The 20,312-nt window shown below is 69.3% G+C and carries 22 protein-coding genes and 2 tRNA genes; 14 read left to right on the top strand and 10 right to left on the bottom strand.

All coding sequences use genetic code 11. The features are described 5' to 3' along the window. Positions 1–80: 80 nt before the first annotated feature. The 10 genes from QZH52_RS09565 (at position 81) to greB (ending at position 7,826) form a co-directional block, all read left to right on the top strand. Positions 81–1,019, top strand: a complete 939-nt coding sequence (locus tag QZH52_RS09565) for a WYL domain-containing protein (RefSeq protein ID WP_301807315.1) — start codon at positions 81–83, stop codon at positions 1,017–1,019. A gap of 54 nt (positions 1,020–1,073) precedes the next feature. Continuing rightward, complete coding sequence (gmk, locus tag QZH52_RS09560; RefSeq protein ID WP_286369933.1) at positions 1,074–1,694, top strand: guanylate kinase; 621 nt, start codon at positions 1,074–1,076, stop codon at positions 1,692–1,694. Between the two features lie 32 nt (positions 1,695–1,726). Further along, the gene (gene rpoZ, locus QZH52_RS09555; RefSeq protein WP_019656435.1) at positions 1,727–1,930 is read left to right on the top strand and encodes a DNA-directed RNA polymerase subunit omega; all 204 of its coding nucleotides are present in this window, start codon (positions 1,727–1,729) and stop codon (positions 1,928–1,930) included. A gap of 95 nt (positions 1,931–2,025) precedes the next feature. Beyond that, positions 2,026–4,278, top strand: a complete 2,253-nt coding sequence (locus tag QZH52_RS09550) for a RelA/SpoT family protein (protein ID WP_301807299.1) — start codon at positions 2,026–2,028, stop codon at positions 4,276–4,278. A 52-nt stretch (positions 4,279–4,330) separates the two neighbouring features. Next, positions 4,331–4,894 (top strand): cytochrome b, encoded by a 564-nt coding sequence (locus QZH52_RS09545; RefSeq protein WP_301807297.1) that lies wholly within the window; start codon positions 4,331–4,333, stop codon positions 4,892–4,894. After that, the gene (locus QZH52_RS09540; RefSeq protein ID WP_301807295.1) at positions 4,891–5,466 is read left to right on the top strand and encodes a YceI family protein; all 576 of its coding nucleotides are present in this window, start codon (positions 4,891–4,893) and stop codon (positions 5,464–5,466) included. The genes QZH52_RS09545 and QZH52_RS09540 overlap by 4 nt, the downstream gene beginning before the upstream one ends. Before the next feature lies 1 nt (position 5,467). Further along, positions 5,468–6,184 (top strand): YceI family protein, encoded by a 717-nt coding sequence (locus QZH52_RS09535; protein WP_301807293.1) that lies wholly within the window; start codon positions 5,468–5,470, stop codon positions 6,182–6,184. After that, positions 6,181–6,756, top strand: a complete 576-nt coding sequence (locus tag QZH52_RS09530; RefSeq protein ID WP_301807291.1) for an SRPBCC family protein — start codon at positions 6,181–6,183, stop codon at positions 6,754–6,756. The genes QZH52_RS09535 and QZH52_RS09530 overlap by 4 nt, the downstream gene beginning before the upstream one ends. 153 nt (positions 6,757–6,909) lie before the next feature. Beyond that, on the top strand, positions 6,910–7,122 hold the full coding sequence (locus QZH52_RS09525; RefSeq protein ID WP_301807289.1) for a hypothetical protein: 213 nt from the start codon (positions 6,910–6,912) through the stop codon (positions 7,120–7,122). A gap of 122 nt (positions 7,123–7,244) precedes the next feature. Continuing rightward, a complete protein-coding gene (gene greB / locus QZH52_RS09520; RefSeq protein WP_301807287.1) occupies positions 7,245–7,826 on the top strand; it encodes a transcription elongation factor GreB in 582 nt (193 codons plus the stop codon). Positions 7,827–7,878: 52 nt separating this feature from the next. Here greB and QZH52_RS09515 read toward each other — a convergent pair whose 3' ends face one another. The 7 genes from QZH52_RS09515 to hrcA form a co-directional block, all read right to left on the bottom strand. Beyond that, positions 7,879–8,292 (bottom strand): VOC family protein, encoded by a 414-nt coding sequence (locus tag QZH52_RS09515; RefSeq protein WP_301807285.1) that lies wholly within the window; start codon positions 8,290–8,292, stop codon positions 7,879–7,881. A 53-nt stretch (positions 8,293–8,345) separates the two neighbouring features. Beyond that, on the bottom strand, positions 8,346–8,708 hold the full coding sequence (locus tag QZH52_RS09510) for a hypothetical protein (protein WP_301807282.1): 363 nt from the start codon (positions 8,706–8,708) through the stop codon (positions 8,346–8,348). 86 nt (positions 8,709–8,794) lie between these two features. After that, positions 8,795–8,986 (bottom strand): hypothetical protein, encoded by a 192-nt coding sequence (locus QZH52_RS09505; RefSeq protein WP_301807281.1) that lies wholly within the window; start codon positions 8,984–8,986, stop codon positions 8,795–8,797. Between the two features lie 193 nt (positions 8,987–9,179). After that, complete coding sequence (locus QZH52_RS09500) at positions 9,180–9,515, bottom strand: hypothetical protein (protein WP_301807280.1); 336 nt, start codon at positions 9,513–9,515, stop codon at positions 9,180–9,182. A gap of 164 nt (positions 9,516–9,679) precedes the next feature. Continuing rightward, positions 9,680–9,756: transfer RNA gene (locus QZH52_RS09495), tRNA-Arg, on the bottom strand. Between the two features lie 167 nt (positions 9,757–9,923). Beyond that, a tRNA-Ile gene (locus tag QZH52_RS09490) sits at positions 9,924–10,000 on the bottom strand. A gap of 36 nt (positions 10,001–10,036) precedes the next feature. Next, a complete protein-coding gene (gene hrcA, locus QZH52_RS09485; RefSeq protein WP_286525301.1) occupies positions 10,037–11,044 on the bottom strand; it encodes a heat-inducible transcriptional repressor HrcA in 1,008 nt (335 codons plus the stop codon). A gap of 28 nt (positions 11,045–11,072) precedes the next feature. Here hrcA and QZH52_RS09480 point away from each other — a divergent pair, with 28 nt between their 5' ends. Genes QZH52_RS09480 through rapZ form a run of 3 tightly spaced genes read left to right on the top strand, consistent with a single transcriptional unit; the run spans position 11,073 to position 14,525 of the window. Further along, positions 11,073–11,969, top strand: a complete 897-nt coding sequence (locus QZH52_RS09480; RefSeq protein WP_301807279.1) for an NAD kinase — start codon at positions 11,073–11,075, stop codon at positions 11,967–11,969. Between the two features lies 1 nt (position 11,970). Further along, a complete protein-coding gene (recN, locus tag QZH52_RS09475) occupies positions 11,971–13,653 on the top strand; it encodes a DNA repair protein RecN (protein ID WP_301807276.1) in 1,683 nt (560 codons plus the stop codon). Continuing rightward, on the top strand, positions 13,650–14,525 hold the full coding sequence (gene rapZ, locus QZH52_RS09470) for an RNase adapter RapZ (RefSeq protein WP_286534703.1): 876 nt from the start codon (positions 13,650–13,652) through the stop codon (positions 14,523–14,525). The genes recN and rapZ overlap by 4 nt, the downstream gene beginning before the upstream one ends. Positions 14,526–14,535: 10 nt before the next feature. Here the strand turns inward: rapZ and mutY are convergent, their stop codons facing one another. The 3 genes from mutY to mutM form a co-directional block, all read right to left on the bottom strand. Then, the gene (mutY, locus tag QZH52_RS09465) at positions 14,536–15,570 is read right to left on the bottom strand and encodes an A/G-specific adenine glycosylase (RefSeq protein WP_301807273.1); all 1,035 of its coding nucleotides are present in this window, start codon (positions 15,568–15,570) and stop codon (positions 14,536–14,538) included. Between the two features lie 19 nt (positions 15,571–15,589). Continuing rightward, positions 15,590–17,548 (bottom strand): dynamin family protein, encoded by a 1,959-nt coding sequence (locus QZH52_RS09460; RefSeq protein WP_301807271.1) that lies wholly within the window; start codon positions 17,546–17,548, stop codon positions 15,590–15,592. 72 nt (positions 17,549–17,620) lie between these two features. Then, a complete protein-coding gene (mutM, locus tag QZH52_RS09455) occupies positions 17,621–18,436 on the bottom strand; it encodes a bifunctional DNA-formamidopyrimidine glycosylase/DNA-(apurinic or apyrimidinic site) lyase (RefSeq protein ID WP_301807269.1) in 816 nt (271 codons plus the stop codon). 83 nt (positions 18,437–18,519) lie between these two features. Between mutM and QZH52_RS09450 the strand changes: the two genes are divergently transcribed. Next, positions 18,520–20,310: a tetratricopeptide repeat protein gene (locus QZH52_RS09450; protein ID WP_301807267.1), complete on the top strand. Its 1,791-nt coding sequence runs from the start codon at positions 18,520–18,522 to the stop codon at positions 20,308–20,310. Positions 20,311–20,312 lie beyond the last annotated feature (2 nt).

The raw sequence follows: 20,312 nt of genomic DNA, 5'->3' as shown, positions 1-20,312 counted from the left end.
TGCGCTATTACATCATCATTTTGATGACATCAAATCAGCTTTTTGATGTTTTATGGTGACGATCGGGTTACCATCCGGCCATGCCGCCGATTCCCCGCGCCCAGCTCGAACGCCTGTCGTACATCGACTTCCGGCTCTATTTCCTGGGTGAACTGCGGCGCTCCGACCTGGTCGCCCGCTTCGGCATGGGCCCGGCCGGGGCCACCCGCGACATCGCGCAGTACCGCGAGGCCGCCCCCGGCAACCTCGACTTCGACGGCACCCGCAAGCTTTACCTGCCGAGCGCCACGTTCAGGCCGCTGTTCGAGCACGCGCCCCAGCGCGTGTTGAGCGCCCTGTCGCAGGGCTTCGGCCAGGGCGCGGCCGAAGACCTGTCGCCGCTGCTGCGCTGCGAGATCCCGACCGCGCTCAGCCGGCCCCGCATGGACGTGCTGGCGCCCGTGACCCGCGCCATCCACTGCGGCAAGGCCGTGCGGCTGGTCTATCACTCGCTGTCCGGCCCGCCGGGCGAGCGCGAACTGGTCCCCTTCGCCCTGGTCGATTCAGGCGTGCGCTGGCACGTCCGTGCCTTCGACCGCAAGTCGGCCGAGTTCCGGGATTTCGTGCTGACCCGGATCGAGTCGCCGGAGGTGCTCGCCGACAGTGCGGTCGGCCCCCGGGAAAGCGCCGAGCACGATGTCCAGTGGAGCCGGATCGTCGAGCTCGAACTGCTGCCGCACCCCTCGCACGCCCGCCCCGACGTCATCCGCCGCGACTACGACATGCCCGACGGGGTGCTGCGCATCCGGGTGCGGGCCGCCAACGCCGGCTACATGCTGCGGCGCTGGAACGTCGACTGCTCGCCCGACCTCAGCCTGCGCGGCCCGGAGTACGCACTCGGCCTGCGCGACCCGCTGGTGCTCTACGGCGCGGCCAACGCGCTGCTGGCGCCGGGCTACCGGCCGCCGGCCCCGGCGAGCCCGGCTGATAAACTACCGGGTTCCCGCCAACGCGACGACACCGCCGCATCCAGCCGCTGACGCCCGCTTCGGCCGGCCTCGCGCCCGGGCCGGCTGGCATCGAACAAAGAATCCATGGACTACCCCGGCAACATCTTCGTGGTCGCAGCGCCCAGCGGCGCCGGCAAATCGAGCCTGGTCAAGGCGCTGATGGAGCTCGACTCGGCCGTCCAGCCCTCGGTCTCCCACACCACCCGCCCGCCGCGCGGCCAGGAGAAGCACGGCCGCGAATACTTCTTCGCCTCCCACCCCGAATTCGACGCCATGGTCGAGGCCGACGCCTTCGTCGAATGGGCCCATGTGCACGGCCAGCGCTACGGCACCTCCAAGAAGGCCATCGAGGAGCGCATCGCCCAGGGCGCCGACGTGATCCTCGAGATCGACTTCCAGGGCGCGCTGCAGATCCGCAAGACCTTCGCCAACGCGGTGATGATCTTCATCCTGCCGCCGAGTTGGGAAGAACTGCGCTCGCGACTCGAACGGCGCGGCGAAGACAGCGCCTCGATCATCGAATTGCGCCTCCAGAATGCCGCCGAAGAGATGGCGCGTGCATCGGAATTCGACTTCGTTATAATCAACGAGGTATTTGAGCGCGCACTTTTCGACCTGAAAGCGATCGTCCACGCTCAGCGGCTGCGCTACTCCGCACAGCGCCGCGCACGCGCCGACACCTTCGCCGCGCTGAACATCCCCTGAAACGACCCCAAAGTCCGCACCGAAAGATCCTCATGGCCCGCATCACCGTCGAAGATTGCCTCGTTCACATCCCGAACCGCTTCCAGCTCGTGCTGGCCGCCACCTACCGCGCGCGCATGCTGAGCCAGGGTCACGCGCCCAAGATCGAAAGCAAGAACAAGCCGGCCGTGACCGCGCTGCGCGAAATCGCTGAAGGCAAGATCGGCCTCGAGATGCTCAAGAAGGTCCCCGGCTGAGAAGTTGATGCTCACATGCAACAAGGAAGCACCGCACGCGGTGCTTTTTTTGTGGCTGAATGCGACGATCCGGCGGCCACGCTAAAGTGGTACCCATGAGCGCGGTCGTCAAGCCCCTGACCGGGGCATCCCCTGTCCTGCGGCCGAGTCCCGCGGCGCTGAATGCGGCCGCCGCCAGTTTCGCCGCCCTGACCGACCGCCTCGACTATCTCGGCGCCGAAGACATCGACCTGGTCCGCCGCGCCTACCGCTTCGCCGACGAGGCCCACCTGGGGCAGCTGCGCAACAGCGGCGAGCCCTACATCACCCACCCGATCGCCGTGGCGGCGCAATGCGCCGAATGGAAGCTGGACGCCCAGGCGCTGATGGCGGCCCTGCTGCACGATGCGATCGAAGACTGCGGCGTCACCAAGTCCGAGCTGATCGAGCGCTTCGGCGCCCCGGTGGCCGAGCTGGTCGACGGCCTGACCAAGCTGGACAAGCTGCGCTTCAATACCCGCGAGGAGAACCAGGCCGAGTCCTTCCGCAAGATGCTGCTCGCGATGGCGCGCGACGTCCGGGTGATCCTGGTCAAGCTGGCCGACCGCACCCACAACATGCGCACGCTGGACGATGCGCCGCGCGAGAAGTGGGCCCGCATCTCCCGCGAGACGCTCGAGATCTACGCCCCGATCGCCCACCGGCTGGGCCTGAACCAGACCTACCGCGAACTGCAGGACCTGTCGTTCCGCCACCTTCGGCCCTGGCGCTACTCGGTGCTGTCCAAGGCGGTGGCAAAGGCTCGCGGACGGCGCCGCGACCTGATCCAGAAGGTGCAGCAGGAAGTCGAGACCTCTTTCGCCGCCGCCGGCATGAGCGTGCGCATCGCCGGGCGCGAGAAGACGCTCTATTCCATCTACCGCAAGATGGATGAGAAGCACCTGAGCTTCGCCCAGGTGACCGACATCTACGGCTTCCGGCTGATCGTGCCGACCGTGATCGCCTGCTACACGGGCCTGGGCATCCTGCACCAGATGTACAAGCCGCTGCCGGGCAAGTTCAAGGACCACATCGCGATCGCCAAGCTCAACGGCTACCAGTCGCTGCACACCACGCTGGTGGGCCCTTCGGGCGTCAATGTCGAGTTCCAGCTGCGAACCGAGGCGATGCACGTGGTGGCCGAGTCGGGCGTGGCGGCGCATTGGCTCTACAAGGCGCAGGAGCCGGCCGCGGCCACCAGCGAACGGCTCGGCGCCAAGTGGCTCCAGTCGCTGCTCGACATCCAGGACGAGACCCGCGACGCCGCCGAATTCTGGGACCACGTCAAGGTCGATCTGTTCCCGGACGCGGTCTACGTCTTCACGCCCAAGAGCCAGATCATGGCGCTGCCGCGCGGCGCCACCGTGGTCGATTTCGCCTACGCGATCCACAGCAACATCGGCGACCACACCTCGGCCGCCCGCATCAACGGCGACCAGGTCCCGCTGCGCACCGAGCTCAAGAACGGCGACGTGGTCGAGATCATCACGGCGCCGGTGTCCACTCCCAATCCGGCCTGGCTCGGCTTCGTGCGAACCGGCCGCGCGCGCTCCAAGATCCGCCACTACCTGAAGACGCTGGCGCATGCCGAATCCGAGGGCCTGGGCGAGAAGCTGCTGGCGCAGGCGCTGCGCGCCGAAGGCCTCGGCAAGCTGCCCGACGACGACACCGAGCATCAGGCGCTGTGGGAGAAGCTGCTGCGCTTCACCGGCAACCGCACCCGCCCCGAACTGCTGACCGACATCGGCCTGGGCAAGCGCATCGCGAGCATCGTCGCCAAGCGGCTGATGGCGCTCCTGGCCGAGCGCGGCGAGAAGCCCGATGCCCTGATGCTGAGCCGCGAGCGCTTCACGGCGCACGAAGCGGTCTCGCAGGGGGCGGTCACGCTCGACGGCAGCGAGAACTCCTCGGTGCGTTTTGCGCTCTGTTGCCGGCCGATCCCGGGCGATGCGATCGTCGGCTACCTGGGCCACGGCGAGGGCCTGGTGGTCCACACCGAGGAATGCGGCGTCGGCCAGCGGCTGCGCTACAAGGACAGCGAGCGCTTCTTTGCGGTCGAGTGGGCCGACGAGCCGGTGCGCACCTTCGAGACCGGCGTCGTGGTCACGGTGCGCAACGACAAGGGCGTGCTGGCACGGGTGGCGGCGGCGCTGGCCGACGCCGAAGCCGACATCACGCACGTCGAGATGGCCGACGAGACGCCGCAGGATTCGACCGACCTGCGCTTCGTGATCGCGGTGCGCGACCGCAACCATCTCGATGCCGTGCTGCGCGCGGCGCGGCGCACCCCGTCGGTGCTCGCGGCGGCCCGCACGGTGCCCGCGCCCTGAGGCCGTCGGCTTCGAAGCCCAGCCGGACCAGCGCCTCCAACGGGTTGCACGCATGGCGCGACCAAGAAGCTCCCCGGCCCTGGCCTGGAGCGCCGCGGCCAAGTCCTTCCACTGGGGCGTCGCGGCGCTGATCCTGCTGCAGTTCGTGCTCGGCTGGCTGGCGGCCAGCTGGCGGCTGTCGCCCACCAAACTCGATCTCTTCGTCTGGCATAAATCGATCGGCATGCTGATCCTGGCGCTGGTCGTGCTGCGCCTGCTGAACCGCCTGGCGACCCGCGCCCCGGCGCTGCCGCCCGGCATGCCGGCCTGGGAACGCGCGGCCGCGCACGCCAGCCATGCGCTGCTCTACGTCCTGATGCTCGCCCTGCCGTTGAGCGGCTGGATCGTCAGTGCCGCCGCCGGCGTCCCGTTCCGCATTTTCTGGCGCCTCCCGCTGCCGGCCATCGTCGCGTCCGACGAGCACACCGCCGAGCTCGCCGCAGCGGTGCACTTCGCGCTCGGCATCGCCCTCGTCGCGCTGCTGGTGCTGCATATCGCCGCGGCGCTGCGCCACCACTTCGCGAAGCGCGACGACGTCCTGACCCGGATGCTTCCCGCCAGGACCCCTCGCACATGAACCCAAACGCAGGCTCGATCGTCCTGGCGCTGGCCTTCGCCGCGCTCCAGCCCGCCCGGGCGGCCGACTGGAAGATGGCGCCCGCCGGCAGCCGGCTCGAATTCGCCGCCCAGTTCGAGAAGACGCCGGCGCCTGGCATCTTCAAGGATTTCGACGTCCGCCTGGGGCTCGACGGCGACAGCCCGGCGGGCGGGCGCCTCGACGTCACGATCCGGGTCGCGAGCGCCGACATGGCGAGCGCGGACATCAACAAGGCGATCGCCGGCGCCGAGTGGTTCGATGTCGCCCGCTACCCCGTTGCCGAGTTCCACGCCACCGAGATCCGCCGGGCGCCGGCGGGCTCGCCAGCCGGGCGCTTCATCGCGCGCGGCACGCTGGCGCTCAAGGGCGTGACGCAGCCGCTCGAGGTGCCGCTCGCCTGGACCGCGGCGGCCGGCGGCGCGACGCTGGACGGCGAGTTCAGCGTCAAGCGCAGCCTGTTCGGAATCGGGACCGGCGAGTGGGCGGCGACCAGCGTCATCGGCGCCGACGTGAACGTGAAGTTCCACGTTCAATTGCGCGAGGCCCGCTGAAGTGGCCGCGCCGCGCACCGCGGGCATCGCATGGCTGGCCGCGGGGGCCGTCGCGGCCGTACTGGCGGTCGCCGCCTGCGCGCCGCTGGTGCGCGAAACCGCGCCGCCGGCCGCGGCCGCGAAGGGCGCCGTGCCCGAAGGCTTTCCCGCCGAGCACTACGCGCGGGGCGAGGCGGTCTATCGCATCGACAGCGCGCGGTCGCTGGTTGCCATCACCGTGCGGCGCGGCGGATCGCTGGGCCATCTCGGGCACGACCACATCGTCGCCAGCCGCGCCGTGCAGGGCTTTGTCGCGCCGCGCGAAGGCCTTGCCGACCTCTTCATCCCGCTGGCCGAGCTCACGGTCGACGAGCCGGCGCTGCGGGCCGAGGCGGGCATGGACACCCAGCCCAGCGAGTCCGACATCGCCGGCACCCGCTCCAACATGGTCGACAAGGTGCTCGAGGTGCAGCGCTTCCCCTTCGCGACCATCCGCGTCGACCGGCCCGTAGCGGACGGTCCGCTGGCCGTCGCGATCATGCTGCACGGCGTGCGCCGCAGCTTCACCGTGCCGGCCCCGGTCGCCCTGAGCCCCGGCGAGATCAGCGTCGCCGGCACGCTGGAATTCAACCAGTCCGATTTCGGCATCGCGCCCTTCTCGATCCTGGGCGGCGCCATCCAGGTGCAGGATCGGCTGAGCCTGCGCTTCAGCATCCAGGCGACCGCGCCGTCGCCATGAAACGGCGTACTGCCGCCTCCCTCCTCGCGCTGGGCTGCGCGCCGTGCACCTGGACGGCGGCCGAGGCGCAGCTGCGCATCGAGTCCGCCAGCCAGGGCGAAGGGGTCGTGGTCACCGCGTTCGCCGACATGCAGGTGGACCCGCGCACGGCATGGAGCGTGATCTCCGACTACGACAACCTGGCCGAATTCATCCCGGATATGCAGAGCTCGCGGGTGGTGCAGCGCGACGGCGACCGGCTGCTGGTCGACCAGGCCGGCCACTTCGGCTTCCTTTTCTTCCAGCAGGCGGTGGCCGTCCGGCTGGAGGTCGTCGAGTCGCCGCGGCAGCACATCGTCGCCCGCGCGGTGAGCGGCAATCTCCGGCAGATGGAGGGCCGCTACGCCCTGGAAGTGCTCGCCACCGGCGAGGTGCGGCTCTCCTATGCCGGCCTGCTGGAGCCCGAATTCCCGCTGCCGCCGGTGGTCGGGAAGGCGGTCATGCGCCGGGTGATGACGCGGCAGTTCAACGCCCTGGTGAAGGAGATCGTGCGCCGCGACGCCGCCGCGGGCGCGCTGCCGGTACCCCGTTGAAGGGCCGGCCTGTCCGATCTGTAACGGGCGGCAACCATCAACACTACAGCCGGGGTGGACGCCCTGTGACGGCCGCGCCCGAGACGCCCATAATCCGCCCTCGGCCAAGCCAGGGGCCGGTTCCGAATCCTGGCGCTCAATGGGGCGATCACGATGAGCTCATTGCAAATGTTCCTGCCGGCATCCGAGCCCGCACGCAGCGAGGCCCTGGCTCTGCTGCAGAAGTCGCACCGCCTGCCGAGGCACCTGGTCCGGGGCATCGTGCCCGGCGCGTCCGGCAAACGGGCCGCCCTCGCGACGGGGGCTGATCAGGTGCAACAGCAGGCTTTCGACACCCCGTCCGAAGCGCAGACCCAGACCGGCTGACGCTCGCCGGACCCCGACATGGGTTCGAACGCCGGTATCTTTTGTATCCATTGGCATCCTGACGCAGGCACCTCGCCCGGGTGCGCGGGTCGAGATTTAGGCTGTGATACAACCTTCGGCCCATGAGCAAGGCATTCACGAAGGAGAGCGACACCGACAGCGACGACGATGACGGTGGCGCCGCGCTGCCGCCGTTGCCCGCGGGCAGTAAAAACTACATGACGCCGGCCGGCTATGCGCGCCTGCGCACCGAACTGCTCGATCTCATGGACAACGAGCGGCCGAAGGTGGTCGAGGCCGTGCACTGGGCGGCCAAGAACGGCGACCGCTCGGAGAACGGCGACTATCTCTACGGCAAGAAGCGGTTGCGCGAGATCGATCGGCGGATCCGCTTCCTCACCAAACGGCTCGAAGTGGCCGAAGTCACCGATCCCTCGGTGCACCATGGCCGCGACCAGGTCTTCTTCGGGGCGACCGTGCGCTACGCCGACGAAAGCGGCGACGAGCGCGAGGTGACCATCCTGGGCATCGACGAAGCGAACAGCGCCGAGTCCCAGGTCAGCTGGATCTCGCCGATCGCACGGGCGCTGCTCAAGGCCAGGGAAGGCGACGTGGTCAAGCTCGCGACCCCTGGCGGCGTGCACGACGTCGAGGTGCTGGCGGTGCGCTATCCGGCGCCCGCGTCCGGCGCGGATTCGCGCTGAGTGCCGTGGTGCTGCTCGACTTCTGCGGCTGGTCGACCCTGCACCGACCGGATCAGGCGCTGCCGGGCGCCCCGGGCTCGGGGTCGTGGCAGGCGACGCAGAACTTGTTGCCGTCGGGATCGCGGAAGTAGGCGCCGTAGTAGTGCGGGTGGTACTCGGGCCTCAGGCCGGGCGGGCCTTCGCAACGGCCGCCCTGCGCGAGTGCGATCGCGTGGGCGCTGCGCACCATCGCCCGGTCGGCGGCGGCGAAGGCCACCATCTGGCCATTGCCGGGCGCATGCGGTCGGCCGTCGTGCGGCTTGCAGATCACGAAGAAGGGCCGCGTGCCACCCGCGGCATGCCAGCCGGCCCAGGGCCGTTCGCGCTCGCAGAAGCGCATCGCGACACCGAGGCTCTCCATGAGCGGCCGATAGAAGCCCAGGGCGCGTTCGAAATCGCTCACGCTCACGAAGACATGCGAGAACATCGCGGCTCCGGCAGAAGGTTGGCCCCGACGAGCCGCAGGCGACGCATCGACGCTCAGTTCTTCGGCGCCGGCGCCGGCACCGGCACTTCGGTGCGGCGGAGCTTGCCACCGCCCTGCACGCTGCCGCTGATCGTGGTGTTGCCAGTGCCGAGCACGCGCTTCTCGCAGGCCTCACGGGCACTGGCGGGCTGCCGCTGGCAGCGTGCGAGCGCATTCTGGTCGTACCCGCCAGGGCTGTTCAGCTGGCCTTGGCGCTTCGCTTCCTGGGCGGCCGCCTTCTCGCGATAGCAGGCGGTCCGGTCGACGCGGGGATCCTCGCAATTGGGCGCGTTGGACTGGGCCTGCGCGGACAGCGCGCCCAGCATCGCGCCGCCAGCCAGCAACGCACCCACCGTTGAACGAAGGACTGAGTTCATCGTGCCACTCCCGGTTGGAATAGGGGATGCGCAGTCTGCCGGCAACCGGCCGAGTTGCCAAGGCACACGAAGAGCGCAAGCATCGCCTACCAGAAGCGCCACCAGGGCCGTGCCGGCCGGACCTCCGGCTCGAGCGGCCCGTGGCCCGACGGCGTCGACCCGAGCCGCTTTCGCAATTCCGCCTCCAGGCGATGCGCCTCCTTCAAGGCATCGGGATCGCCAAGCTCCGCCCGCTTTCGCTGCACATACGCCGCTGCGGCGAGTTCTTCATCGCTCATCGACTCCATCCGCTGATTCTGGCCGCAGCACCTTGCCTGGCCCATAAGCCGTCCGGCCGGCCCGCGACGGCATATCGGCCAGTCGCGGGTTTTCCCTTATTCCTGGGGACAATGCTGGGGAAAACCGTGTCGACTTCGGTCGAGATCGTTGCCTGGCGTGGCCTGCGACACGGTGCTTCAAAAAGCAGCACATTCAGGGCTGGTTCCGGGTCCTGGCGGCGGTTGGCTTCGATGGCGTCGCGACGCTGGTGGCCAGCAGGGCCCAGGCGACGAGGCTGAAGAGCGTGCCGCCCCAGCCGGACCCGGTCCTGCAGTCGACGGCAAAGAACTGCGCCACCAGCGGAAAGCTGTCGACGATGATCATTCCCGTGTAGGCGGGGAGATGGAAGATGTAGACGGCCCAGGTGACGAAATCGCCGAGGGTGATGGCGCCATCGGCGTTGGCGTCGAGCGCCCGCTGGACGGCGTCGCCGGCCCGGGAGCCAACCCACCAGCGGCGGCAGTGCTCGCTGTCGTTGACGATGCGCATTCGGATGCTCTCCTCGAAATCATCATGGCTGTCGCGCACGACGTGCTGCGCAGTGTCGTCGCATGGCAGCCGGATGGCAAAGGGTCGAGGGGCGGCGGGGTCGATGACGACCCGCAAAAGAAAATGGCCTAGAGGAGATGAATCCTCTAGGCCATTCGAGAGAGTGGTGCGGCTGGCAGGAATTGAACCCACGACCCCTTGGTTCGTAGCCAAGTACTCTATCCAACTGAGCTACAGCCGCACAGCTTGCGATTATAGCATGCATTTCAGCTACCTTTCCAGCCAGAAGCCGGAATGAAGCTCAACGACATGCGGACGGCTCGTTCCGGGCTGTCACCGGGGAAGACCGAGTCTGCGAAGACTCTCGATCGCGCATGGAGTCTAACCCATGCGTCGCGAGGAGTCGGGTGGTAGGCCGTCCTGGGCTTGAACCAGGGACCAACGGATTATGAGTCCGCTGCTCTAACCAACTGAGCTAACGGCCCACGCGCCAGGGATTCTAGTGGGCCCGGCGCCCTTCCCTACTTGCGGTGGCTCAGCGCGTTGGTGACCAGCTTCGACGTGATGTCGACGATCTGGATCATTCGCTCGTACGGCATCCGGGTCGGGCCGATCACGCCCAGCGTGCCGACCACCTGGCCATCGACCTCGTAGTTCGCACTGACGATCGACAGGTCGTCGAAGGGCACGACCTGGCTTTCGCCGCCGATGAAGATGCGCACCCCCTCAGCCTGGCTCGAGACATCGAGCAGGCGCATCAGCTGGGTCTTCTGCTCGAACAGCTCGAAGGCGCGCCGCAGGTGGCCCATGTCGCTGGAGAAATCGGTGACCGCCAGCAGGTTGCGCTCGCCGGCGATGACGACTTCGTCCTGGGCCTCGGTCATGACTTCGGAGCTGACCTGCACCGCGGCCTGCATCAGCGCCGCGATCTCGCCGCGCAGCTGCTCGACCTCGGACTGCAGACGGTCGCGCACCTGCTCGATCGACAGCCCGGCGAAATGGGCGTTGATGTAGTTCGCGGCCTCGACCAGCTGCGACTGCGTGTAGTCGACCTCGGGGAAGATGACCCGGTTCTGGACGTCGCCGTCGGGCGCCACGATGATCACCAGCAGCCGGCGGTCCGACAGCCGCAGGAACTCGATCTGCCGGAACACCGAGGCCCGCCGCGGCGCCATCACGACGCCCACGAACTGCGACAGGTTCGACAGCAGGTGGGCCGCATTGGCGATCACCTTCTGCGGCTGGTCGGCGGCCAGGCTCGGCGCCGACGCGAACTGCTCGCGCTCGGCGGTCAGCATGGTGTCGACGAAGAGGCGGTAGCCGCGCGCGGTCGGGATCCGACCCGCCGACGTGTGGGGGCTTGCGATCAGCCCCAGCACCTCGAGGTCGGACATCACGTTGCGGATCGTCGCCGGCGAGAGATCCAGGCCCGGCGCACGGGAAAGCGTGCGCGAGCCGACCGGCTGCCCGTCGGCGATATAGCGCTCGACGAGAGTCTTCAACAGCAACTTGGCACGGTCGTCCAGCATCGAATGATTTTAATGTTGTAATTTGTGAATGAGCTCCCGCTTTCGGCATGTCGCACTGATCGGTAAATACCAGGCCTCCGGCGCCCGGGCGCAATGCGGCGCGCACGACGACGTGATGGAAGGCATCGGCGCCTTCCTCGAATCGCAGGGCTGCAAGGTGTTCGTCGAGAAGTCGCAGGCCGACCCGGTCGAAACCGGCCCCTACCCGGCGCTGACGGTCGAGGAGATCGGCCAGCACTGCGACCTGGGCCTGGTGGTCGGCGGCGACGGCACGATGCTGGGCATCGGCCGCCAGCTGGCGCCGCACGACGTGCCGCTGATCGGCATCAACCGCGGCCGCCTCGGCTTCATCACCGACATCTCGCTCGACAACTACCAGGCGACGCTGATCCCGATGCTGGCCGGCGAGTACGAGGAAGACCTGCGCACCCTGATGCAGGCCAAGGTGATCCGCGACGGCCAGTCGGTGTTCGACACCCTGGCCATGAACGACGTGGTTGTCAACCGGGGCGCCACCTCGGGCATGGTCGAGCTGCGGGTCACGGTCGGCCGCCACTTCGTGGCCAACCAGCGCGCCGACGGCATGATCATCTCGACGCCCACCGGCTCGACCGCCTATGCCCTGTCGGCCGGCGGGCCACTGCTGCATCCGGCGGTGCGCGGCTGGGTGCTGGTGCCGATCGCGCCGCACACGCTGTCGAACCGGCCGCTGCTGCTGCCCGACGCCGACGAGGTCACGATGGAGCTGGTGGGCGGTCGCGATGCGAGCGCCAATTTCGACATGCAGTCGCTGGCCACGCTGGCCATCGGCGACCAGGTGATGGTGCGCCGCTCCGACTACCGGGTGCGCTTCCTGCACCCCAAGGGCTGGAGCTATTTCGATACCTTGCGCAAGAAACTGCATTGGAACGAAGGGGGATCTTGAGATGGCGTTGAGGCGCATTGCGCTGCGGGACTTCGTGATCGTGCGGGCCCTCGAGCTCGATTTCTCGGCCGGCTTCACGGTGCTCACCGGCGAGACCGGTGCCGGCAAGTCGATCCTCATCGATGCGCTGCAGCTGGCGCTTGGCAACCGGGCCGATGCCGGCGCGGTGCGCGAGGGTGCCGATCGGCTCGACGTCAGCGCCGAGTTCGACGCCGACCCGGGCCTGGCCGGCTGGCTGGACGAAGGCGGATTCGAGGCCGGCGACGCCCTGCTGCTGCGCCGCACGGTCGACCTGCAGGGCCGCAGCCGCGGGTGGATCAACGGCAGCCCGGCAACGGCCACCCAGCTGCGGGAGCTCGGCGACCGGCTGCTCGACATCCATGGCCAGCACGCCTGGCAAAGCCTGACCCGCCCCGAGGCCGTGCGCGGCCTGCTGGATGCCTATGCCGGCGTCGACACCGGCGCGCTCGACAGCGCCTGGCAGGCCTGGCGGCAGGCGATCGGCGCGCTCGACACCGCCCGTTCGGCCCAGGATTCGCTGCAGCGCGAACGCGAGCGCCTCCAGTGGCAGGTCGCCGAGGTCGCCAAGCTGGCGCCGGGCGAGGACGAATGGGAAGAGCTGTCGGCCAGCCACACCCGGATCTCGAATGCCCAGGCCCTGATCGATGCCGCCGAAGGCGCCGCCAGCGCCCTTGAGGACGACGACAGCGGCGCCCTGGCGGCCCTGAGCCGCGCGGTCGCGCTGCTGCAGAACTGCGAGCACATCGAGCCCGAATTCAAGGCGCTGGGCGAGGTCCTGGCCTCGAGCGTGGCGCAGGCCTCGGATGCCGCGCATTCGCTGCACAGCTACCTGCGCCAGGCCGACACCGATCCCGAGCGGCTGGCCGAACTGGACGAGCGCATGGGCAGCTGGATGTCGCTGGCGCGCCGTTACCGGCGTCCGCCGGCCGAACTGCCGGCCCTGCTGGCGGGCTGGCAGGCCGAACTGAAGGCCCTCGATGCGCAAAGCGACCTCGACGCGCTCGAGCGCACCGAACAATCGGCGCGGCAGACCTATCTGAAAGAGGCCAAGGCACTGGCCAAGGCCCGCAAGCAGGCGGCGCCGAAGCTCTCGCAGGCGGTCACGCAGGCCATGCAGGATCTCGGCATGAAGGGCGGCCGCTTCGAGGTCGCGCTGCAGCCGCTGGCGCAACCCGGCCGCGCCGGTCTCGAGGAGATCGCGTTCCTGGTCAGCGGCCATGCCGGCAGCACGCCGCGCTCGATCGGCAAGGTGGCGTCCGGCGGCGAGCTGTCGCGCATCGCCCTGGCCATCGCGGTCACGACCAGCGAACTCGGTGCCGCCCAGACCCTGATCTTCGATGAGGTCGATGCCGGCGTCGGCGGTGCGGTCGCCGAGACCGTCGGCCGGCTCATGAAGCAGCTCGGCCGCGACCGCCAGGTCCTGGCCGTGACCCACCTGCCGCAGGTGGCGGCCTGCGCCGACCACCATCTCGTGGTGGCCAAGCGGCAGACCGCCGCCAAGGGACAGGACGCCGCACGCACCGAAAGCAGCGTCGCGGTGCTCGACGCCGAGGGCCGGGCCCAGGAAGTCGCACGGATGCTCGGCGGCGAACGCGTCTCGCGCACCTCGCTCGCCCATGCGCGCGAGATGCTGGGCCAGAAGACGGAGGCCGCGGCATCGTGAACCTCGAACTGGTCCTCATCACCGGGATGTCCGGTTCCGGCAAGTCCGTCGCGCTGCACGCGCTCGAGGACGCCGGCTACTACTGCGTCGACAACCTGCCGCCCGAGCTGCTGTCGCCTTTCATCGCGCTGCAGCAGCAGCAGCAGGCCACCAAGGTGGCGATCGCGATGGACGTGCGCAGCGGCGTCTCGCTGCCGCTGGTGCCGCAGCAGCTGGAGGCGCTGCGCCAGCAGGGCGTGTCGCTGCGCTCGCTGTTCCTCGACGCCACCACCGATGCGCTGGTGCGCCGCTATTCCGAAACGCGGCGCCGCCATCCGCTGTCGCGCCAGGAAGGCCGCACCGACATGCCCGAGCAGCAGCGCGTGCTGATGCAGGCGATCGAGCTCGAACGCGAGCTGCTCGCCGACCTGCGCGACGGCGCCGACGTGGTCGACACCAGCATCATCCGGCCGCCGCAGCTCCAGAGCTACGTCAAGGCGCTGATCTCGGCGCCCGACAGCGCGCTGACCCTGGTGTTCGAGTCCTTCGCCTTCAAGCGCGGCGTGCCGCTCGATGCCGATTACGTGTTCGACGTCCGAATGCTGCCCAATCCGCACTATGTGCCGGCCCTGCGCGCCCTGACCGGGCGCGACACGCCCGTGATCGAGTGGCTGCGCGAGCACGAGGACGTGGCGCGCATGTACGGCGACATCGAGCAGTTCCTGCAGCGCTGGCTGGATGCCCTGGCGCGCGACCATCGCAGCTACGTCACGGTGGCGATCGGCTGCACCGGCGGCCAGCACCGGTCGGTGTTCCTGGTCGAACAGCTGGCGCGCGGCTTCGGCGAGCGCTGGGCGGCGCTCAAGCGCCATCGCGAACTCGACGGAGCTTGAGCGTCCAGCCTCAGCCGCGCTCGCTGACCAGCAGCTTGCGCACCGGCGCCGGAAGTCCCAGGCCGCGCCATTCGGCGCCCGCGAACCACCCGCCGCTCTCCGCCAGCGGCCGCACGCCGCGGCTCTCGACGGCGACCGGATGCAGATGCAGGTCCTTGTGCGTCAGCACGTGCACGAAGGGCGGTTCGTCGCGGGCGCCGGCGCGGTCCCGGGCGCCCAGCGTCTCCAGCAGCGCCTCGCGGCTGTCGAACACCGGCAGGCTGTAGAGACCGGCCCAAATCCCGCGCGCGGGCCGCTTTTCCAGCCACACGCGCCCATCGACGTCGTGCGCCAGCAGCATCCAGAGCGACTGCGCGCTGCGCCGCAGCTTGCGGGTCTTGACCGGGTAGCGCTCGGGCGCACCCTGCTTGCGCGCCCCGCACAGGTCGCTCACCGGGCAGATCATGCAGTTCGGCTTGCGCGGCAGGCAGACGGTGGCGCCCAGGTCCATCAGCCCCTGGGTGTAGCGGGCGATGGCCTTTCGATCCTCGGCCGGCGGCAGCAGCCCGGTGGCCTCGTTCCACAGCAATCGCTCCTGGGCAGCCGACGACAGGTCGCCGTCGAATGCCAGCAGCCGCGTGAGCACCCGCTTGACATTGCCGTCCAGGATCGCGACCCGCTCGCCGAAGCAGAAGGCCGCGATGGCCGCCGCGGTGGAGCGGCCGATGCCGGGCAGGCTCTGCAACTCGGCTGCGGTGCGCGGGAATTCGCCGCCGAAACGCGCGACCACCTCCTGCGCGCAGCGGTGCATGTTCCGCGCGCGGCTGTAGTAGCCGAGCCCGCTCCAGAGCCCGAACACCTCGTCCTCGGTGCCCGCGGCGAGCGCTGCCACGTTCGGAAACCGCTCGAGAAAGCGCGCGAAGTAGCCGAGCACGGTGCTCACCTGGGTCTGCTGCAGCATCACCTCGGAGAGCCAGACGCGATAGGGGTCACTGGTGTTCTGCCACGGCAGTTCGCTGCGGCCGTGGCTGGCCTGCCAAGCGACGACCCGCCCGGCAAAGTCCACGACTCTTCCCTGCGGGTCTTCAGGCGACAAGTTCGGTCCGCGCCGCGGGGGCGTGCGGCGCTTCGTTGCTCGCGAGCAAGGTGGTGAGTTCGGCCAGCCGCCGATGCAGCTCGCCCAGGTTGGCTTCCTGGGCCGCCAGCTCGGCCAGGCGCTCGTCCAGATTGCCCGCCGCGCCCTGGATGCGCTCCACGGCCTCGATGCGCTTGGTGAAATTGCGGCGCCGTTCCTTGAGCTGGGCGTCGAGCTGGGCGCCGGCGCCCTTGCTCCAGCGCTCCACCTCGGTCATGGCCGCCTCGTTGACCACCCGCAGCCGGCTCGCCAGCGCGCGCACCAGCTTGTCGCAGAAGTCGGGCTGTGCCAGCTTGAGCATGTTGCCCACGCCGAGGTAGTGGATGTGGCTGCGCTCGATCTGGTCGAGCTGCTGCTCGAAGCCCGACAGGTCGGGCTCGGGCGGCGCCTGCAGCGTGAAGCCGTGTTCGGCGTTGAGCTGCCGGAAGGTGGCGTGCAGCATCGACTGGATCTCGGCGCTGGTCGCCTGCACTTCGCGCAGGTTGTTGCGCAGCGACTCGAAGGTCTCGCCATAGACCTTGCGCACGCTGAACTTGATGCCGCGGCGCTTCAGCGCGGCCGACAGGCGGCCCATGTCGGCCTTGAGCGCGGTGCTGCCGAGCACCGCATAGACCTCGCGCAGCAGCTTGCCCTGCACCGAGCGCAGCGCCAGGATGCGGGTGTTGCTGCCTTCGAACTCGGTCTGCTCCGCCTCGATGCGGCTGCGCATGTGGCGGATCACCGATCCGTTCTTGCCGCGCAGGCCCTGCAGCTCCAGCGCCTGCTCGGACAGGTCGCGCTGGCGCACGTTGAGGATGCGCGCCGCCTCGGTTCGGAGCGCGACGATGCCGGCGTCGACGGCAAGCCGCAGCATGACTTCGCGCTTGCCGAGCAGGCCTTCGCCGAGCACGGCCTCGAGCGCCGGCAGCCGGCTCGCCTGCAGCAGCGGCACATCGCGGCGGATCTTGGCCTGCAGCCCCTTCTGCGCCGACACCGGCAGCACCTGCGCCAGCGGCACGCCCAGCAGTTCGGCCGCGCCCTTTCGCTGGCGCTGGATCTGGGCATCGATCTGGGCCGGCGTGCTCAGGATGTCCCACATCGTGTCGATCTTGTTCAGCACCACGATGCGGGTTTCGCTCAGGTCGCCCTCGGTGACCAGGTGCTGGCGCCAGATGGCCAGGTCGGAGCGGGTCACGCCGGTGTCGGCACCGAGGATGAAGACCACCGCATGGGCCTGTGGAATCAGGCTCACCGTCAGTTCGGGCTCGGCGCCGATCGCGTTCAGTCCGGGCGTGTCGAGGATCACCAGGCCCTGCTCCAGCAGCGGGTGCGGCATGTTCAGCACCGCGTGGCGCCAGCGCGGGATCTCGACCCGGCCATCGGCATCGGGCACCGGGTTGTCGTCGGGGACGTCGTCGCTCCAGAAGCCGAGCGCGCGCGCCTCCTCGAGCGGCACCCAGCGCACCTCGGCGACCTTGCCCATCGCCTGCGACAGCAGTTCGGCGTTCTCGACGTCGATCGCGATCTCGGTCCAGCGCTCGGGTTCGTCGCGCCAATGGGCGAGCGAATGGGCCTCGAGCCGGGTTTCGATCGGCAGCAGGCGCAGGCTCGGCTGCAGCGCCGGGTCGTAGCCCAGCTCGGTCGGGCACATGGTCGTGCGGCCGGCGCTGGCCGGCATGATCCGGCGCCCGTAGCCAGCGAAGAAGATGGCGTTGATCAGCTCGGACTTGCCACGCGAGAACTCGGCCACGAAAGCCACCATGACCTTGCTGGTGCGCAACTGCGACTCCAGGTCGCGCAGCCGCTCGGCGACGCTCTGGTTCAGCAGGTCGTTTTCATTCAGCCAGCGGGACAACCACTTGAGGCGGTGCGCAAAGTTGCGCCGCCAAGCGCCGTGCTTGTCGAATTGCTGATTGAAGGAATCGGTCAAAGCAGGATTTGTAAGGGCGACTTACAAAATATAGCATCGCAGGCTGCGTACCGCCTCATTCGCCGTTGGGATTCAGTGCTTTTGGCACACTGGGCAGAAATACGTGGCCCGCTGGCCCTGGCGCATCATCCGCACCGGTGTCGCGCAGACCCGACACGGCTCGCCCTTGCGCCCGTAGACCGTGGCCTCGAGCTGGAAATATCCGCTCTGGCCGTCGACATTGGAGAAATCGCGCAGCGTGCTGCCGCCGCGTTCTACCGCCCGCGCCAGGATGTCGCGCACCGCCGCATGCAGGCGCAGCGCCCTCGGCCGGCTGATGCGCGCGGCCGACAAGGTCGGCCGGATGCCGGCCAGGAAGAGGGCTTCCGAGGCGTAGATGTTGCCCACGCCCACCACCACGTCGCCGGCCAGGAGCACTTGCTTGATCGGGGCCCGGCGGCGGCGCAGGCCGGCATGGAAGGCCTCGAAGTCGAAGCCGTCGCCCAGCGGCTCCATGCCGAGTCCGCCGAGCAGCTTGCGCGCCAGCGGCGAAGCCTCGTCCTCGACGTAGACCACGGCGCCGAAGCGGCGCGGGTCGTTGAGCCGCAAGGTGCCGCGGCTGGTGACGAGGTCGAAGTGATCGTGCGTGCCGGGCGCCGGCAAGGCGGTGTCGAAGCGCAGGCTGCCCGACATGCCCAGGTGCATCAGCAGCAGGCCGGCGTCGAGGTCGACCAGCAGGTACTTGCCGCGCCGGCGCACGCCGAGCACGCCGCGCCCGGCGAGGGCGCCCGGCTCGACCGCCAGTGCCCAGCGCAGCGGCTTGCCGACCCGCACGGACTCGATCCGGGCGCCCGCGATGCGATCCGCGAATCCGCGACGGGTGACTTCGACTTCGGGGAGTTCTGGCATGGGCGAGCAGGCTGACACGAAAAAACGCCGGCGTTGAGACCCCACGTCCCATGGCGCAAAAGCCTTGGATTATTATGGCTGCGATGACCTTCACGCTCCGCCGATCCCGCCTTGCGGCGGCCGCTTTCCTGGCCCTGATCGCGCTTGCGGCGCAAGGCCAGACCCCGCCCCCCGCCCCTCTCGTCGATCCGGCACAGGCTGCGGCAAAGCCGGAATCCGCCAAGTCCAGCGCCCCCGCCCAGCCCTCGGCGATGACCGCCGACCTGTTCTACGAAGTGCTGCTGGGCGAGCTCAGCGCCCGTTCCGACCCCGGCGCCGCCTACGGCCTGGTACTCGACGCCGCCCGCCGCGCCCGCGACGGCAAGCTGTTCCAGCGCGCGGTCGAGATCGCGCTGCAGTCGCGCTCCGGGGACTCGGCCCTCGAAGCCGCCCGGGCCTGGAAGGACAGCCTGCCTGATTCGCGCGAGGCGCGCCGCGTCGAGCTGCAGATCCTGATCGCGCTGAACCGCATCGCCGATACGGTCGAGCCGCTGCGGGCCGAGATCGCCGCCACGCCGCAGATCGAGCGTCCATTTCTGATGGCCGTGATCGCCCGCAACTATTCGCGGGCCACCGACAAGAAACTCGCCGCCTCGGTGGTCGAACAGGCGCTGGTCGACGAGCTGGCGAACCCCGCCACCGCGGGCGCCGCCTGGGCCACCGTCGGCCGGCTGCGGCTGGCCGCCGGCGACACCTCCGGCGCGCTCGATGCGGCCATCAAGGGCCAGCAGCTGGATCCGACCTCCGAAGGCCCGGCCATGCTGGCGCTCGAGATCATGGATCCGGGCCAGCCGCTGGCCGAGCCGATCGTCAAGCGCTACCTGGCCGGCCCCAAGGTCCTGCCCGAAATGCGCGTGGGCTATGCCCGCGCCCTGGTCGAGGGCCGCCGCTACGCCGAGGCCTCGAGCGAACTCGCCGCCCTCACCGCAGCCCGCCCCGAGCTGCCCGAACCCTGGCTGCTGCTCGGCAGCCTGCAGACCCAGGCGCGCCAGGACAAGGCGGCCGAAACCTCGCTCAACCGCTTCATCTCGCTCGCGCCCGACATTCGCGACCCGGAAGGGCGCGAGCGCGGCCTGACCCAGGCCTACCTGCTGATGGCGCAGCTGGCCGAGCGGCGCAAGGATTTCACCGCTGCCGACGGCTGGCTGGCCCGCATCGACAGCACCGACGACCTGGTCGGCGCCCAGGCGCGCCGCGCCGCGCTGCTGGCCCGCCAGGGCAAGCTGCCGCAGGCGCGCGAACTGGTGCGCAGCCTGCCCGAACGCACCGCCGACGAAAAGAAGCAGAAGTTCCTCACCGAAGTGCAGCTGCTGCGCGACGCCAAGCAATACCAGGCCGCTTTCGACATGCTGGCCCAGGCCAGCGCCGCGGCACCGACCGACGTCGACCTGATCTACGACCAGGCCATGGTGGCCGAGAAGCTCAACCGCCTCGACGAGATGGAGCGCCTGCTGCGCCGGGTGATCGAGCTCAAGCCGGACAACCAGAACGCCTACAACGCGCTCGGTTATTCGATGGCCGATCGCAAGGTACGGCTCGAAGAAGCGCGCACGCTGATCCAGAAGGCCGTGCAGCTGGCGCCCGATGACCCGTTCATCGCCGACAGCCTGGGCTGGGTCGAGTACCGGCTCGGCAACACGACCGAGGCGCTGCGCATCCTCGAAGATGCCTACAAGCGCCGGCCCGACCCCGAGATCGGCGCCCACCTGGGCGAGGTGCTGTGGGCCGCCGGCCAGCGCGATCGCGCGGTGAGCATCTGGAAGGAAGCGTCGCTCGCGGATGCGGACAACGAGACGCTGCAGGAAACGCTCAAGCGCCTGCACGTGAAGCTTTGAAC

This window comes from Variovorax ginsengisoli (genome assembly GCF_030486595.1).
GTDB classification, from domain to species: Bacteria; Pseudomonadota; Gammaproteobacteria; order Burkholderiales; family Burkholderiaceae_C; genus Variovorax; species Variovorax ginsengisoli_B.
The sequence above is the reverse complement of the archived record's forward strand: the minus strand, read 5'-3'. Positions and strand labels throughout refer to the sequence as shown.

Coding starts and splice junctions, on each gene's coding strand:
- QZH52_RS09565 (WP_301807315.1), top strand. CDS start 81: ATGCCGCCGATTCCCCGCGCCCAGCTCGAACGCCTGTCGTACATCGAC.
- gmk (WP_286369933.1), top strand. CDS start 1,074: ATGGACTACCCCGGCAACATCTTCGTGGTCGCAGCGCCCAGCGGCGCC.
- rpoZ (WP_019656435.1), top strand. CDS start 1,727: ATGGCCCGCATCACCGTCGAAGATTGCCTCGTTCACATCCCGAACCGC.
- QZH52_RS09550 (WP_301807299.1), top strand. CDS start 2,026: ATGAGCGCGGTCGTCAAGCCCCTGACCGGGGCATCCCCTGTCCTGCGG.
- QZH52_RS09545 (WP_301807297.1), top strand. CDS start 4,331: ATGGCGCGACCAAGAAGCTCCCCGGCCCTGGCCTGGAGCGCCGCGGCC.
- QZH52_RS09540 (WP_301807295.1), top strand. CDS start 4,891: ATGAACCCAAACGCAGGCTCGATCGTCCTGGCGCTGGCCTTCGCCGCG.
- QZH52_RS09530 (WP_301807291.1), top strand. CDS start 6,181: ATGAAACGGCGTACTGCCGCCTCCCTCCTCGCGCTGGGCTGCGCGCCG.
- QZH52_RS09525 (WP_301807289.1), top strand. CDS start 6,910: ATGAGCTCATTGCAAATGTTCCTGCCGGCATCCGAGCCCGCACGCAGC.
- greB (WP_301807287.1), top strand. CDS start 7,245: ATGAGCAAGGCATTCACGAAGGAGAGCGACACCGACAGCGACGACGAT.
- QZH52_RS09515 (WP_301807285.1), bottom strand. CDS start 8,292: ATGTTCTCGCATGTCTTCGTGAGCGTGAGCGATTTCGAACGCGCCCTG.
- QZH52_RS09510 (WP_301807282.1), bottom strand. CDS start 8,708: ATGAACTCAGTCCTTCGTTCAACGGTGGGTGCGTTGCTGGCTGGCGGC.
- QZH52_RS09505 (WP_301807281.1), bottom strand. CDS start 8,986: ATGAGCGATGAAGAACTCGCCGCAGCGGCGTATGTGCAGCGAAAGCGG.
- QZH52_RS09500 (WP_301807280.1), bottom strand. CDS start 9,515: ATGCGCATCGTCAACGACAGCGAGCACTGCCGCCGCTGGTGGGTTGGC.
- hrcA (WP_286525301.1), bottom strand. CDS start 11,044: ATGCTGGACGACCGTGCCAAGTTGCTGTTGAAGACTCTCGTCGAGCGC.
- QZH52_RS09480 (WP_301807279.1), top strand. CDS start 11,073: ATGAGCTCCCGCTTTCGGCATGTCGCACTGATCGGTAAATACCAGGCC.
- recN (WP_301807276.1), top strand. CDS start 11,971: ATGGCGTTGAGGCGCATTGCGCTGCGGGACTTCGTGATCGTGCGGGCC.
- mutM (WP_301807269.1), bottom strand. CDS start 18,436: ATGCCAGAACTCCCCGAAGTCGAAGTCACCCGTCGCGGATTCGCGGAT.
- QZH52_RS09450 (WP_301807267.1), top strand. CDS start 18,520: ATGACCTTCACGCTCCGCCGATCCCGCCTTGCGGCGGCCGCTTTCCTG.